General features: G+C 43.0%; 16 protein-coding genes. 11 read left to right on the top strand and 5 right to left on the bottom strand.

The annotated features are described in order from the left end of the window. Nucleotides 1–130: 130 nt before the first annotated feature. Both rluC and ABMY45_RS00535 read left to right on the top strand, forming a co-directional pair. On the top strand, nt 131–1,081 hold the full coding sequence (gene rluC, locus ABMY45_RS00540) for a 23S rRNA pseudouridine(955/2504/2580) synthase RluC (protein WP_010374006.1): 951 nt from the start codon (nt 131–133) through the stop codon (nt 1,079–1,081). Nucleotide 1,082: 1 nt separating this feature from the next. Beyond that, nucleotides 1,083–1,727: an HAD-IIIA family hydrolase gene (locus tag ABMY45_RS00535; protein ID WP_174168732.1), complete on the top strand. Its 645-nt coding sequence runs from the start codon at nt 1,083–1,085 to the stop codon at nt 1,725–1,727. Here the strand turns inward: ABMY45_RS00535 and ABMY45_RS00530 are convergent. Continuing rightward, entirely contained in the window at nt 1,713–2,315 is a 603-nt protein-coding gene (locus tag ABMY45_RS00530; RefSeq protein WP_174168733.1) for a nucleoside triphosphate pyrophosphatase, read from the bottom strand. The genes ABMY45_RS00535 and ABMY45_RS00530 overlap by 15 nt on opposite strands. Before the next feature lie 119 nt (nt 2,316–2,434). On the opposite strand from ABMY45_RS00530, the gene yceD reads away from it, so the two are divergent. The 9 genes from yceD (at nt 2,435) to mltG (ending at nt 9,566) form a co-directional block, all read left to right on the top strand. Next, nucleotides 2,435–2,959 carry a 23S rRNA accumulation protein YceD gene (gene yceD, locus ABMY45_RS00525; protein ID WP_010374009.1) on the top strand — a complete coding sequence of 175 codons (525 nt, stop codon included), beginning with the start codon at nt 2,435–2,437 and terminating at the stop codon, nt 2,957–2,959. A 10-nt stretch (nt 2,960–2,969) separates the two neighbouring features. Continuing rightward, on the top strand, nt 2,970–3,140 hold the full coding sequence (rpmF, locus tag ABMY45_RS00520) for a 50S ribosomal protein L32 (RefSeq protein WP_010374010.1): 171 nt from the start codon (nt 2,970–2,972) through the stop codon (nt 3,138–3,140). Nucleotides 3,141–3,151: 11 nt separating this feature from the next. Continuing rightward, nucleotides 3,152–4,198, top strand: a complete 1,047-nt coding sequence (gene plsX / locus ABMY45_RS00515; RefSeq protein WP_010605000.1) for a phosphate acyltransferase PlsX — start codon at nt 3,152–3,154, stop codon at nt 4,196–4,198. Nucleotides 4,199–4,251: 53 nt separating this feature from the next. Further along, nucleotides 4,252–5,178: an ACP S-malonyltransferase gene (gene fabD / locus ABMY45_RS00510; RefSeq protein ID WP_010604999.1), complete on the top strand. Its 927-nt coding sequence runs from the start codon at nt 4,252–4,254 to the stop codon at nt 5,176–5,178. Nucleotides 5,179–5,191: 13 nt separating this feature from the next. Beyond that, entirely contained in the window at nt 5,192–5,938 is a 747-nt protein-coding gene (fabG, locus tag ABMY45_RS00505) for a 3-oxoacyl-ACP reductase FabG (protein ID WP_349288280.1), read from the top strand. A 216-nt stretch (nt 5,939–6,154) separates the two neighbouring features. Continuing rightward, nucleotides 6,155–6,391, top strand: coding sequence for an acyl carrier protein (acpP, locus tag ABMY45_RS00500; protein WP_010374019.1), 237 nt, complete (start codon nt 6,155–6,157; stop codon nt 6,389–6,391). Nucleotides 6,392–6,477: 86 nt separating this feature from the next. Continuing rightward, nucleotides 6,478–7,716 (top strand): beta-ketoacyl-ACP synthase II, encoded by a 1,239-nt coding sequence (fabF, locus tag ABMY45_RS00495; RefSeq protein WP_349288279.1) that lies wholly within the window; start codon nt 6,478–6,480, stop codon nt 7,714–7,716. Between the two features lie 33 nt (nt 7,717–7,749). Further along, complete coding sequence (gene pabC / locus ABMY45_RS00490) at nt 7,750–8,589, top strand: aminodeoxychorismate lyase (RefSeq protein ID WP_349288278.1); 840 nt, start codon at nt 7,750–7,752, stop codon at nt 8,587–8,589. A gap of 5 nt (nt 8,590–8,594) precedes the next feature. Then, nucleotides 8,595–9,566 (top strand): endolytic transglycosylase MltG, encoded by a 972-nt coding sequence (mltG, locus tag ABMY45_RS00485; protein WP_349288277.1) that lies wholly within the window; start codon nt 8,595–8,597, stop codon nt 9,564–9,566. A 37-nt stretch (nt 9,567–9,603) separates the two neighbouring features. Here mltG and ABMY45_RS00480 read toward each other — a convergent pair whose 3' ends face one another. From ABMY45_RS00480 to aceK, 4 genes are all read right to left on the bottom strand, one after another. Next, nucleotides 9,604–10,212, bottom strand: a complete 609-nt coding sequence (locus ABMY45_RS00480) for a MarC family protein (protein ID WP_017219127.1) — start codon at nt 10,210–10,212, stop codon at nt 9,604–9,606. A 119-nt stretch (nt 10,213–10,331) separates the two neighbouring features. Then, nucleotides 10,332–10,706 carry a hypothetical protein gene (locus ABMY45_RS00475; RefSeq protein ID WP_235367743.1) on the bottom strand — a complete coding sequence of 125 codons (375 nt, stop codon included), beginning with the start codon at nt 10,704–10,706 and terminating at the stop codon, nt 10,332–10,334. A 99-nt stretch (nt 10,707–10,805) separates the two neighbouring features. Further along, nucleotides 10,806–11,744, bottom strand: coding sequence for a LysR family transcriptional regulator (locus ABMY45_RS00470; protein ID WP_010604992.1), 939 nt, complete (start codon nt 11,742–11,744; stop codon nt 10,806–10,808). Between the two features lie 16 nt (nt 11,745–11,760). Next, nucleotides 11,761–13,485, bottom strand: coding sequence for a bifunctional isocitrate dehydrogenase kinase/phosphatase (aceK, locus tag ABMY45_RS00465; protein WP_349288276.1), 1,725 nt, complete (start codon nt 13,483–13,485; stop codon nt 11,761–11,763). Nucleotides 13,486–13,533: the final 48 nt, after the last annotated feature.

Genomic DNA, 13,533 nt, shown 5'->3' with positions numbered 1-13,533 from the left:
TGCCATCCAAGATGTGCATCACGATATTGTTTTTGCGATAAAAAGCACCTCGCAAAAATTTGCGGCCTGATTATCCCACTAATAATGTCGAGATAGCAACTAAATTATTACTCAAATCAGTGATTAGGCAATGTCAGAGAAACCCGCATTACAAGTTAGCTTCGTTACCGTGACGGAAGACCAAGAAGGTCAAAGGATCGATAACTTTTTAGTTACGCATTTGAAAGGGGTGCCAAAAAGCGCCGTATATAAAATTCTTCGTAAAGGGGAAGTGCGCGTAAACAAAAAGCGGGTGAAGCCTGTATATAAACTACAAATCAATGATGAAATCCGTATTCCACCTGTGCGTGTTGCGGAGAAAACAGAGTTTGTGCCTAAAAATCTAGATAAAGTCGCAAACTTAGAAGATGCCATTCTTTATGAAGATAAGTATCTGATAGTTATAAATAAACCAGCCGGTATGGCGGTACATGGTGGCAGCGGCTTAAGCTATGGCTTAATTGAAGCATTAAGAGCATTACGCCCACAAGAGCAAAGTTTGGAGTTGGTGCACCGTTTGGACCGCGACACATCGGGTTGTTTGTTGATTTCAAAGCGCCGCGCTGTGCTTAAAGGACTTCATGAACAGTTAAGAGAAAAGACCATGGAGAAGAATTACCTTGCGCTGGTTTCAGGGCAATGGGATGCCAAACATAAAAATGTCACCGAACCGCTACGTAAAAATACCTTAAAGTCAGGTGAGCGAGTGGTGCGAGTGGATCATGAGCAAGGCAAGCCTTCTCATACTCGTTTTAGAGTCGTCGAGCGTTTTGAGTCTGCAACTTTAGTGCAAGCGTCACCAGTAACAGGCAGAACGCACCAGATCCGAGTGCATACTCAATGCAAAGGACATCCAATTGCGTGTGATGATAAGTATGGCGATCAGGTGTTTGATGCCAAAATGCGTGAAGTGGGATTAAATAGGCTGTTTTTGCATGCCAAAGAACTCAGATTTATGCACCCAAAAACAGAAACGACACACCATGTAGAGGCGCCATTGGATGGGGCTTTGGAAGCATGCTTAGTTAAATTAAGGAAGTAACATGCGTTATAAGTGTGTAATTTTCGACTGGGATGGCACCGTCATGGACTCTGTGCCAAAAATCATAAATACCATTCATCAAGCTGCTGAATCTTGTGGAATTGCACCCGTCAGTAACGAAGCGGCGAAAAGTATTATCGGCCTGTCTCTCGATAAAGCGATACTGACACTTTTTCCAAATCATGAAGACAAATTAGCGTCTTTAATAGCGGCTTATAAGTATATCTATAAACATCAAGATAAAACTCCAGCGCCTCTATTTGAAGGCGCTGAAACACTTTTAAAGCAATTACATGGCAATGGAGTCAAAGTTGCGGTTGCAACAGGAAAAAGCCGAGTCGGGCTTGACCGTCTGATGACAGAAAGCGGGTTGAGTGATGTTTTCGTTACGACACGGACAGCATGTGAGGCGGAGTCTAAACCGCATCCCGATATGTTGCTTCAGATTTTGGCTGAACTAAATGTGGAAGCTACAGAGGCTGTCATGATAGGCGATACGATAATTGATATGAATTTAGCGAAGAATGCAGGCATTGACGCGATCGGCGTCACTATGGGTGTTGCAACAAGAGAGCTGTTATCGCAAACATCGGCTGCCCATATTTGCGATAACTATCATGACTTGTCTAACCTATTGTTGGCCTGATTGCTCAGCGAGCACATCAATACCAAATGTGAGCAGTGTTTTAGTGAGTTGAATAAGGGGAAGGCCAATCAGGGTATTGGGGTCTTCTCCTTCAAGTTTATCAAACAGACAGATCCCTAATCCTTCGCTTTTAAAGCTTCCAGCACAGTTGTAAGGTGTTTCCGCATCACAATAGTTACTGATCTGTACTTGGGTAAGTTGGCGAAAGTAAACGTAGAACGGTACTACTTCAGTGACCGTTTTGCCGCTTTCAATGTCGAAAACGGTTAAACCAGTCAAAAAAGTCACGCGATTATTACTAAATAGGCTTAGTTGCTTAATCGCGTTCTCTTTATTATGCGGCTTTCCTAGGATCTCACCGTTGAACAGCGCGACTTGGTCTGAACCAATCACCACACCTTGTTGATATTTTGCTATTGCTGCTTTGGCTTTTGATTCGCTCAACCGTGCAACAAGTTGCTGCGCTGATTCACCTTCGAGTGTTTGCTCATCTACATCCGGTGAAAAAGATGCAAAAGGAAGCATTAATTTTTTCAAAATTGACTGCCTAAATGGCGAACTTGAGGCTAGAATAAGGGGCGTTTTCATGAGATTTTTATCTTTGTGACAACATTGCCAACAGGATAATGCGCAATAACGCGAAAAACAAAGGGAAAGTGTATTTTTACTTTGACTAACACAGTAACTATCTATATGATGCAGCCCCTATGCAAAAGGTGAAAATTCCCATCACTATTGATCCATGCAGAGCAGCGCAACGTCGAGCATCTTATGACGGTGTTGTAATGCTTGAAGAACTTTCTCGATTGCAGCAAGTTGTGCGTGATCAAAATAGTGAAATAGCGGTAGACATTCATTTCAACATCGACGAACAAGGTTTGGTTGTTGTGCAAGGCAAAGTCCGAGCCCATCTAACTGTTGTATGTCAGCGTTGTAATGATGAATTAGGGTTGGATTTGGAACAAGACTTTGCGTATTCGCCAGTCGGATTAGGTGCAGAGTCGGATGATCTTCCCGAGCGTTATGATGTGTTGGAACTGGATGAAGAGGGTGAAGTTAATCTAAGACAAATCGTCGAAGATGAACTGCTACTCGCGATTCCGATAGTCCCGACGCATGATGAAGCACTATGCTCTTATTCTGATAAGCCAAAGAGCTTTGGTGAAATTGAAGCAGAAGATAGCAAACCAAATCCATTTGAAATTTTGAAACAACTTAAGAAAGATTCTTAGGAGAAGGCTAATGGCGGTACAAAAAAGCAAGAAGTCACGCGCACGTCGTGGTATGCGTCGTTCACACGATGCGATCAGTGGACCAGCTCTAACTGTAGATCAGGTTTCTGGCGAGACTCATCGTCGTCACCACGTGACTGCTGACGGTTACTACAAAGGCGTTAAAGTAATTTCTAAGTAAGAGATTACTTTATGCTGACTGATCTAACCATTGCGTTAGATATGATGGGGGGCGATTACGGCCCCCGTTCATCTATCCCCGCAGCCATCGCTGCTGTGCTTAAGCACCCAAATTTAAATCTAATCCTCTGTGGTAATCAGCAAGTTATTGAAAGTGCTTTGACTAAAGCAAATATGCTGGATCATCCAAGACTCAAAATTAAACACTGTAAAGAAGTCGTCACTAACGGTTGTGAACCTGCCTCTGCACTTAGAAATAAAAAGCAGTCTTCAATGCGTATTGCGCTTGATTTGGTGAAATCTGGCGAAGCGCAGGCTTGTGTAAGTTCAGGCAATACAGGTGCGCTCTTTTTTATGGCCCACTATGTGCTAAAAATGTTGCCTGGCATCAAGCGTCCCGCGTTAATTTCAGCCGTTCCAACAGAGAAAAAACAGCCCGTTTATCTGCTTGATCTTGGTGCGAATGTGCATTGTGACCCTGAGACCCTCTATCAGTTTGGTATTATGGGCTCAATCGTGGCTGGAGAGGCATTAAATATTCCTTCACCTAAAGTGTGCTTGCTAAACATTGGCTCTGAAGAAATCAAAGGTCATGATGGTATCAAGCAAGCTGCAAAATTAATGAAATCCTCATCTGTTATTAATTATCAAGGCTATTGTGAGGGGAGCGATATGTTCTCTGGCAAAGCCGATGTTATTGTGTGTGAGGGATTTGTCGGCAACGTTGCCTTGAAAACCTGTGAAGGGATTGCCAAACTCATCATGCATAAGTTTAGCAAAGCGTTAAAAAAGCACTTTTTTTATAAAGCGTTGGCCTTTTTACTTCGACCCGTTATAAAAAAATTGTATAGAAGGGTGAACCCCGACCAGTATAACGGTGCAAGTCTGGTAGGATTGCGCGGTATTGTTGTGAAAAGTCACGGAAATGCCACAACTAAGGCATTTTTAGCCGCGATTGAAGAAGCTGCGCAAGAAGTACAACGTAAGATCCCTGAAAAGATCCAAACGGTGTTTGCTCAGGTCGACACAGAAAAACAACCGTCAGGTCCGCATCCCTAACACTTCTAAGTGACATGAGGACGTGGCGACAACAGAGAAAATAAGAGCACAATATGTCACAAAAAATCGCATTATTTTTCCCAGGGCAGGGCTCACAAAGCGTGGGCATGTTATCTGAATTATTAGCATCTTCTGACATCGTTAAAGCGACGTTTGCTGAAGCGTCAGAAGCACTAGGCTACGATTTAGCCGAACTTGTGCTAAATGGTCCTGAAGAAGAATTAAACCAAACGCACCGTACTCAACCAGCATTATTGACCGCAAGTGTCGCTATCTTTAGAGCATGGCAAGAGAAAGGTGTTGAAGCTGAACTGACGTTAGCAGGCCATAGTCTAGGCGAATACTCTGCATTAGTATGTGCAGAAGTATTAACCCTTGCAGATGCCGTTAAGTTAGTTGAAAAACGTGGTTTATACATGCAAGAAGCAGTTCCTGCTGGCACCGGGTCAATGGCGGCAATTATTGGTTTAGATGATGACGTGATTGCTAAGGTGTGTGCCGAATCTGCACAGGGGGATGTTGTTTCGCCGGTAAACTACAACTCACCAGGTCAAGTGGTGATTGCGGGTCATGTTGAAGCAGTAAATCGAGCCTCTGAAGCGTGTAAAGAAGCAGGAGCTAAACGCGCATTACCACTTGCAGTTAGCGTTCCATCTCATTGCGCATTAATGAAACCAGCAGCTGATAAATTAGCTAAAGATCTTGAGATACTCGCTTTTTCAGAGCCAAAGTTTGACGTGATTAACAATGTTGACGTTGCTGTTGCAAAAGATGCTGCAGCAATAAAAGATGCGCTTATTCGCCAGCTCTATAGTCCTGTAAGATGGACTGAAACTGTACAAGCGGTTGCGAAAGAGGGTGTTACAACAACTTTTGAGTTCGGCCCTGGTAAAGTGATTTCGGGTCTTGTCAAACGCATCGACCGCTCAGTGTCGTGTGTGTCGGTAAATGATTTAGCTGCCATTGCAGCAGCAGAATAATAACGAGAGTATTATGAGTAATTTATTTTCTTTAGAAGGAAAAGTAGTACTAGTAACGGGTGCTAGCCGAGGTATTGGTAAAGCAATCGCTAACGCCTTAGTGGCACAAGGTGCAAAAGTTGCGGGTACTGCAACGAGTGAGTCTGGAGCAGAGCGTATCTCTGAGTATCTAGGCGACAATGGTAAAGGTTATGCGCTAAACGTGACAGATGCCGACTCAATCGCAGCAACTTTGGATGCAATCAAAGCAGACTTAGGTGATATTGATGTGTTGGTAAACAATGCTGGTATCACTCGTGATAACTTGCTGATGCGCATGAAAGATCAAGAGTGGGATGATATCATCGATACTAACTTGTCATCTATCTTCCGCTTATCAAAAGCGGTACTTCGCCCAATGATGAAGAAGAAAAATGGCCGTATCATTAACATTGGTTCAGTAGTGGGCACTATGGGTAATGCGGGTCAAGCTAACTATGCTGCTGCAAAAGCAGGTGTAATTGGTTTTACAAAATCATTGGCACGTGAGGTTGCATCTCGTGGTATTACGGTAAATACTGTAGCACCGGGCTTCATTCAGACAGATATGACGGATGAGCTAACTGATGAGCAAAAAGCTGCAACTTTGGCTAATGTACCAGCAGGTCGTTTAGGTCAGCCAGAAGAAATCGCAGCAGCTGTGGTTTATTTAGCATCAGATGCGGCAGCGTATGTTTCTGGTGAAACTTTGCACGTAAATGGTGCGATGTACATGGTTTAACCCGCTAAGATCACAAATCAATTGAAATTTTTGTGATCTTGTCGACAACGTACTTGAAATCGTCACGAAAATAGGCGATAAAAAGATCCAAAGCTTTGTAACAGGTTTGACCAGAAAAAAAAGTACGGGTCAATCCTTGAATCCCAGAATGATGCGTCGTAAACTGCGCCGCAATCTGAAAATTAACGCAGTAGCGTTTAAATAAAGGAAAGAAGAATGAGCGACATCCAAGAACGCGTAAAGAAAATTATTGTTGAACAACTAGGTGTTAAAGAAGAAGAAGTTAAATCAGAAGCGTCTTTCGTTGATGATTTAGGTGCTGACTCTCTAGACACTGTTGAGCTTGTAATGGCGCTAGAAGAAGAGTTCGATACAGAGATCCCTGATGAAGAAGCTGAGAAAATCACTACTGTTCAGGCAGCTATCGACTACGTTACTGCTCACGCTGAGTAACTAGCTTTTCTATTAGGGCAGCACTCGCTGCCCTAACTCTTTCTAGACCCCCCAATTATTATAATAATCCCTTTTTGGAGGACACCGTGGCTAAACGTCGAGTCGTAGTAACTGGCTTAGGTATGTTGACGCCGCTGGGTAATGATGTTGCATCTACCTGGCAGGGCTTATTAGAAGGCCGTAGTGGCATTCGCAATATCACGCATTTTGACACAGAAGGTTTCGGGACTAAGTTTGCTGGTTTAGTGAACGACTTTGATGTCACTGAGTACATTTCCCCTAAAGATGCTAAAAAAATGGATGTCTTCATCCAGTATGGTATCGCTGCAGGTGTACAGGCTTTAAAAGACTCAGGTCTTGAAGTTAACGAAGAGAATGCCGCTAGAGTTGGTGTGGCCATCGGCTCTGGTATCGGTGGCTTGACGCTAATTGAAGAAAACCACGTTAAGCTATTAAATAGCGGTCCACGCAAGCTTTCTCCGTTTTACGTTCCGTCTACCATTATCAATATGATCTCTGGCCACTTGTCCATCATGCATGGCTTGAGAGGTCCAAATATTTCGATTGTGACTGCATGTACAACTGGCCTTCATAATATTGGTCATGCGGCACGTATGATTGCGTACGGCGATGCGGATGCGATGGTAGCAGGCGGTGCTGAAAAAGCGTCAACCCCAATTGGTATGGGTGGTTTTAGCGCGGCTCGTGCGCTTTCTACGCGTAACGATGATCCGCAAGCGGCTTCTCGCCCTTGGGATAAAGACCGTGATGGTTTTGTGCTAGCTGATGGAGCCGGTGTGATCGTACTGGAAGAATATGAGCATGCGAAAGCTCGTGGTGCGAAGATCTATGCTGAACTGGTTGGCTTTGGTATGAGTGGCGATGCATATCACATGACATCACCACCTGAAGACGGTGCAGGTGCTGCACAGGCCATGGTTAATGCATTGAATGATGCAGGGATCAATGCAGAGCAGGTTGGCTATATCAACGCACACGGCACTTCTACTCCAGCGGGTGACGTTGCAGAGACGCATGCTGTTAAGTCGGTATTTGGTTCTGCGGCAAAAAATGTGATGGTGAGCTCGTCTAAATCAATGATGGGTCACTTACTTGGTGCTGCGGGCTCAGTTGAATCAATTATTTCGATTCTTGCGCTGCAAGACCAAAAAGTAACACCGACCATTAACTTGGATAACCCAGATGAAGGCTGTGATTTAGATTATGTGCCTCATACTGCCCGTGATGCGAAACTAGACTACACTTTGTGTAACTCGTTTGGTTTCGGTGGAACAAACGGTTCGTTGCTATTTAAAAAGGTGTAGATCAGCCTTAGTAATTTGATAGCAAAGTAGGTTATGATAAAAAAGCTCGGCATTGCCGGGTTTTTTTATGTTTTGGATACCCTTAAAAAGGAAAGTGATGTGGATAATCAACAGCTTTTTTCTAACACTGACAGAGGATTGGCCTATGGCGATGGCTTCTTTACCACCGCGTTAGTCCGTGATGGAAATGTTGATTTGTGGCCACTTCATAGAAATCGACTGGTGGAATGTCAGCAGCGCTTGGGCTTTCCTGAGCTACGACTAAGCAAAATCGAGTTTTTGGTTCAAGAGCAAGTTAAAGATAAAGCGGAAGCGGTGCTAAAGATCCTTATCACCCGAGGGGAAGGAGGCCGTGGTTACCAAGCTCCTGAGACACCTCAGCCGAGTGTGAGTATTCAGGTCTTACCTTTTCCTTCACACTATACAACTTGGCAGCAGAATGGGATTGAGGTCGCATTAAGCCGAGTTAAACTGGGTATTCAGCCGTTACTCGCTGGATTAAAGACACTGAATCGATTAGAACAAGTACTTATTAAACAAGATGCACTGACATTGGTTTGCGACGATGTCATTGTGACGGACATCAATGATAGAGTGATTGAAGCGTCAGCGGCAAATATCATCATGATTAAAGACAACACGCTGTATACACCAGATCTTAGTGGCTCAGGCATTAAAGGGGTGTTTTTAAGCGCACTTGAAAGTAAACACGATATTAGAGTCAAAAATATTGCTTTTGACGAGTTAAAAGCAGCTGATGGTGTATTTATTTGTAATAGTTTAATGCAGTTAGTACCTGTAGTAAGAATTGAGAATAAACATTTCGATATCGCCGACTTACATGAATTGAAAAGGCGATTTTTAGGGAAGTAATATAAATGAAAAAACTGTTTATCATCGTCGCATTTTTGATAGCAGCAGCGTCATGGTGGTTATCTCAGCAAATAAATAAGGTTAAATTTGAACCACTTAATATCTCTGAGCCATTAGTTGAGATAAAGGCTGGGCAAACATTTAATCAGCTATGTCATCTATGGCAGCGTAGCGGGGCATTATCTAACTGCTTTCCTTATCAACTTTATAGTAAGTTAGAGCCTAAGTTATTCGCGTTACAAGCGGGCTTTTACGATCTTAAAGGGCTAACTGTGCTAGATGCCATCAGCAAAATTAGTCGCGGAGATCAACACAACTTTAGCTTTACAATCATTGAAGGGATGCCCATTTGGGAAGTCAAAAACAAGCTACTCAGCGCCCCCCACTTAACGCAAGACATTGATAAGCTGACAGCACAACTGAATATATCGCAAAGTTCAGCGGAAGGGTGGTTGTACCCCGACACATATCACTATCATGGAAATGACTCAGCGCTGCGCTTACTTAAACGTGCTCATACCAAAATGCAGAGTGTGCTTGAAAAGGAATGGCAAAATAGAATGCCAGATCTTCCTTTAAACACGCCTTATGAAGCCTTGATCTTGGCTTCGATTATTGAGAAAGAAACGGGCGTAGTTGCAGAAAGAAATAAAGTAGCCTCCGTTTTTATCAATCGCTTACGTAAAGGTATGCGTTTACAGACAGATCCAACCATTATTTATGGTATTGGTGAGCACTTTGATGGTGACATTAAACGTGAAGATATCCGTGAAAAGACGCCATATAACACTTATCGAATTGATGGTTTGCCACCGACACCCATTGCAATGCCGTCTCGTGCTGCTATCCATGCGGCACTTAATCCAGCAACAACCGAATACTTTTACTTTGTTGCGTCAGGAGATGGTGGGCATCACTTTTCGAAAACACTGACTGAACACAATAAAGCGGTGAAGAAATTTATTTTGAAACAATGACATCGAAAGAGAGGGCTAACCCTCTCGTTACTCTCTATTACAACATAAAATATTCTTTAATACCCGCCAATACACTAGATACTGCAACTGAAGCTAAAATAAGTCCCATTACTCGGCTGACGATACTTGCGCCACTATCACCAATCCATTGGTGAATTTTTGTCGCAACTAGTAGAAATATCAACACGATAGCCAATACGCTGAGCATAATAATCGACGTTTGGAGTTGTTCAAATACATTGTTTTCGCTGTTTTTAGTAAGCAAAACGGCTGCTAGCATTGCCCCTGGGCTTGCGATAGAAGGCATTGCTAAAGGGAAAATAGCGGTATCGGATGCTTTACTGTCTAACTTAATCTCTTCACTTGGCTTACCCTCGCCAAAAATCATTGTCATGGCAAAGATGAACAGTACGATGCCTCCGGCAATCGCGAATGCAGGTAGGGGAATACCAATCGCGTTTAAAATGATTTCGCCCGCAATAATAAAAAACAGCAACACAATGGCTGCAACCAGTGTAGCTTTTACCGCTATTTTTCGTTTCGTCGCAATATCAAAGCCAGTAGTGGTTGCGATAAATACTGGGATGGTGCCAATGGGGTCGATGACCGCAAAGAAAAAAATGAACGTTGAGATATAATGTTCCATAGTTCCCTATTATGAAATAAAGGTTGTTCAAAAATTGCTTATGGTTGGCCATCTGCTATTGACCAACGGTAAATAATATCACTAATTTCATGACTTTATTCTGAATTTCCTTAATTATTTTATGTATTCACAGCATGTACCCAAGCTACTGCGTCGTTGTAGTTCTCGAAGTTTTTAATCGCTAAGCCGTGCTTGTCAGCAAATGCTTCAATTAATCCACTTTTGGTGTCTGAGGGGGAGATAACTCGGGCAAGAGTAACCCCATCGACAAATTGATTGAGTTTTTGTAAAACGGTTAGCACGCTTGGATAGTCGTAGGTGATATGTAATTGAGAGACGTCGATAACTAAACTTTTTAGCTGATTCGATTTAAGTGCAAGCCCTAAATTTTTGTACATCTCGATGATATTGGCTTCCACGCATTCCCCGTATGCGGCTGCGTGGATAAGTTTCTCTTTACTATCAACCGTTGCTCTATAAGAGAATTTCGCCATGCTCTATTGCACCTTTTATGCATATAGATAAAAGGATAGTTCAATTAGCTGGCGATACCAATTTCAAAAAGCGCACCAAAGCAAAGCTTAGTTATATCGCTATGCTAGCTCTTCAGCTACCTCAGCGATTTTTTGTCTCAGCCAAATGTGGCTTGCATCACGGTGTAATAGCGGGCTCCAAATCATATCTAACTCAAACGGCGGAATAGGGAATGGCGGCTCCAAAACTGTTAAGGTCGGATCATCACGATAGATATTCGCGGCTTTTGACGGTAATGTTGCGATTAAGTTCTGCTCTTTTGCTAAGTGAATTGCAACGTGGTAATTACGTGTAAAAGTTGCGATGTTTCTGTGTTTTCCAAAGTGTGCGAGTGCCTCGTCAACCCAGCCAAGTTTCTGTACATCGGCGGGATCCATTCCGACCCCAACACCAAATCCGGTTTTACTTACCCAAATATGGCGAGATTTTAAATAGGCATCAAGCGTAAAGTTGGTAATAACGGGGTTATCGGACTTCACCAGACAGCAAAAACTATCCTTCCAAATTCGTTTGTGGTGAAACGATTGCGGTAGATTTTCGAAGCGGTTAATTGCCATGTCTACCTTGCCATTTTCTACATCATGAAAAGTAACATCACTCGGCGTGAGAATATCAAGGGTCGTATCTGGGGCTTCCTCATGAAGTTTAGTTAGAAGTTTCGGCGCAAGCGTACTTGCAGCATAGTCGCTGGCCATAATCCTAAACACTCGATTACTACTCGCTGCTTCAAACTCCCTGTTAGGGGCTAAGGTTTCTTCCAAAGTCATGAGTATGCCACGGATCACAGGCTGCAGCTCAAGCGCGCGCTCTGTTGGCACCATGCCTTCGCTGGTACGTACTAAAATAGGGTCATTAAAGAGGTTTCTGAGACGCTTAAGACCGTTACTCATTGCCGGTTGGGTAATACTTAATTGATTTGCGGCACGTGTTACATTGCATTCTCGAAGTAAGGTATCGAGGTAAACCAGCAGGTTAAGGTCAATTTTACTAATGTTCACTCAGTTTTCCTTTGTATTATTCTTCTTTTTTGGCATTTTGGAGAAAGCGATTGTCATGTGGATAAGGGTAAATATGTCTTACGACTTTCTCACGAATATCTCGTTGTGCTTGCTGCCAAAACAACACCTCAGCCAAATCAGCATGATGGCGCAGAAACATTTCCTTTAGTGTAGGATTTGTCAGAACAAATGTACACAACTGTTCAGGAAAGACGTCTTGTGGTGCACTGGAAATATCGCCAGAGTCGTACATATTATCTAGCCCTTGTTTTGGCAGCGCTCTAAAGTTCATTTCCGTGAGATATTGCACCTCATCATAGTCGTAGAAGATAACTCTATGGTGTTTACTCACGCCAAAGTTTTTTAACAGCATGTCACCTGGAAAAATGTTTACAGCGAGCATTTCTTTGAGCGCATAGCCGTAATCTCTAATGACTTGCTCACACGTTTCTTCATCGGCTTGCTGTACAAAGAGGTTGAGCGGTGTCATACGGCGTTCAATATACAAGTGCTTTATCACCATATTATCCCCCTCAATACGTATACTTTGAGAGATAGAGTCCAGCAATAGCTGATAAAGGGCTGGTGAAATACGTGCAAGTGGGATCACCACATCGGAATATTCAATTGTATCTGCCATTCTACCTACGCGATCGTGGCGTTTTACAAGTTGATAGCGCTCTAAAACGGTTGTTTTTGTAAATGGCTTACTTTCTGGAAATTGGTCACGGATCACTTTAAAAACATAGGGAAAGCTTGGCAGAGTGAATACCATCATCACCATACCCGGTGTACCTGGAGCGACTTCAAATTGTTCTTCGGAATTAGCTAAGTGGTGTAAAAACTCACGATAAAATTCGGTTTTCCCCTGTTTATGAAAGCCGATGGCGTTATAAAGCTCAGCCTTTGTTTTATTTGGCATGAGTTGATTTAAAAACTTAACTAGCGCAGATGGGGCGTGGGTCTCTACTAAAAAGTAAGCCCGCGCAAAACCAAAAATCACCCGCATTTGTGAGCTGTTGGTAAGCAGCGCATCGATCAGTAAGCCCCCAGTTTGTGCGTGTAATACCGAAATGATAAACGGCTGTACACCAGATTTAGATACCACTCGGCCGACAATATAGGCGCCTTTATTACGATAGAAAGGTGCGCTGAGGATGTCGAAGCGCATTAAGTGCGCCTGATGATGGGTGTTAGGTGCTTGTTTAAGAAACGCCTTAACGAGTAGTCGAATATCTCTATCTAAATCTTCAAATTCACAATGAAAGTCAATGTGTTCAATGATTCTTTTGATGGTGGGTTTGAGGCCACTGACGACTGGAAAATAGCTTCGATACTCTGCTTCTACAGGGAGTGATGTGGCGTTAGCAAGCTGGGTTTCAACAAAAATGAAATCGCTATTGTAATATCGGCGGTGAAAGAGGCGACAAAAAACTGAATTATAGAAAGTTTCAGCAAGCTCTGGTTGAGGGTGAAAGGTAAGACGCTCAAGGTAAGCCTGTTTTACTTGATACCATAGCGATTCATCCAGTTGCGTAGAGCCATAGAGTTGTATTAACTTCTGTGCGGTTTCATCAACTTTACTATCGTATTGGCTGATCCTCGCTTTACTTATCCGCTCTATCTCTCCCCAATTTTGAGCAGCAAAAGCGATGGGTGCCAGTTTGGTAATTTTTACAAATGCGTGATAGTGGTTTTGAAAACCTGATAAAATTCGCTCTGCTAACTGCTGTGCTTGCATCTACATCCCTCATAAATTATCCACGCGGAGTGGTTTCACTTTACAAGG

The sequence above is a fragment of the Pseudoalteromonas sp. XMcav11-Q genome, from assembly GCF_040104525.1.
Lineage (GTDB): Bacteria > Pseudomonadota > Gammaproteobacteria > Enterobacterales > Alteromonadaceae > Pseudoalteromonas.
The sequence above is the reverse complement of the archived record's forward strand: the minus strand, read 5'-3'. Positions and strand labels throughout refer to the sequence as shown.

Bases quoted from the DNA above. Each gene is read 5' to 3' on its own strand.
- rluC (WP_010374006.1), top strand. From the start codon at position 131: ATGTCAGAGAAACCCGCATTACAAGTTAGCTTCGTTACCGTGACGGAA.
- ABMY45_RS00535 (WP_174168732.1), top strand. From the start codon at position 1,083: ATGCGTTATAAGTGTGTAATTTTCGACTGGGATGGCACCGTCATGGAC.
- fabG (WP_349288280.1), top strand. From the start codon at position 5,192: ATGAGTAATTTATTTTCTTTAGAAGGAAAAGTAGTACTAGTAACGGGT.
- ABMY45_RS00475 (WP_235367743.1), bottom strand. From the start codon at position 10,706: ATGGCGAAATTCTCTTATAGAGCAACGGTTGATAGTAAAGAGAAACTT.
- aceK (WP_349288276.1), bottom strand. From the start codon at position 13,485: ATGCAAGCACAGCAGTTAGCAGAGCGAATTTTATCAGGTTTTCAAAAC.
- ABMY45_RS00530 (WP_174168733.1), bottom strand. From the start codon at position 2,315: ATGAAAACGCCCCTTATTCTAGCCTCAAGTTCGCCATTTAGGCAGTCA.
- yceD (WP_010374009.1), top strand. From the start codon at position 2,435: ATGCAAAAGGTGAAAATTCCCATCACTATTGATCCATGCAGAGCAGCG.
- plsX (WP_010605000.1), top strand. From the start codon at position 3,152: ATGCTGACTGATCTAACCATTGCGTTAGATATGATGGGGGGCGATTAC.
- mltG (WP_349288277.1), top strand. From the start codon at position 8,595: ATGAAAAAACTGTTTATCATCGTCGCATTTTTGATAGCAGCAGCGTCA.
- acpP (WP_010374019.1), top strand. From the start codon at position 6,155: ATGAGCGACATCCAAGAACGCGTAAAGAAAATTATTGTTGAACAACTA.
- ABMY45_RS00480 (WP_017219127.1), bottom strand. From the start codon at position 10,212: ATGGAACATTATATCTCAACGTTCATTTTTTTCTTTGCGGTCATCGAC.
- rpmF (WP_010374010.1), top strand. From the start codon at position 2,970: ATGGCGGTACAAAAAAGCAAGAAGTCACGCGCACGTCGTGGTATGCGT.
- pabC (WP_349288278.1), top strand. From the start codon at position 7,750: ATGATAAAAAAGCTCGGCATTGCCGGGTTTTTTTATGTTTTGGATACC.
- fabD (WP_010604999.1), top strand. From the start codon at position 4,252: ATGTCACAAAAAATCGCATTATTTTTCCCAGGGCAGGGCTCACAAAGC.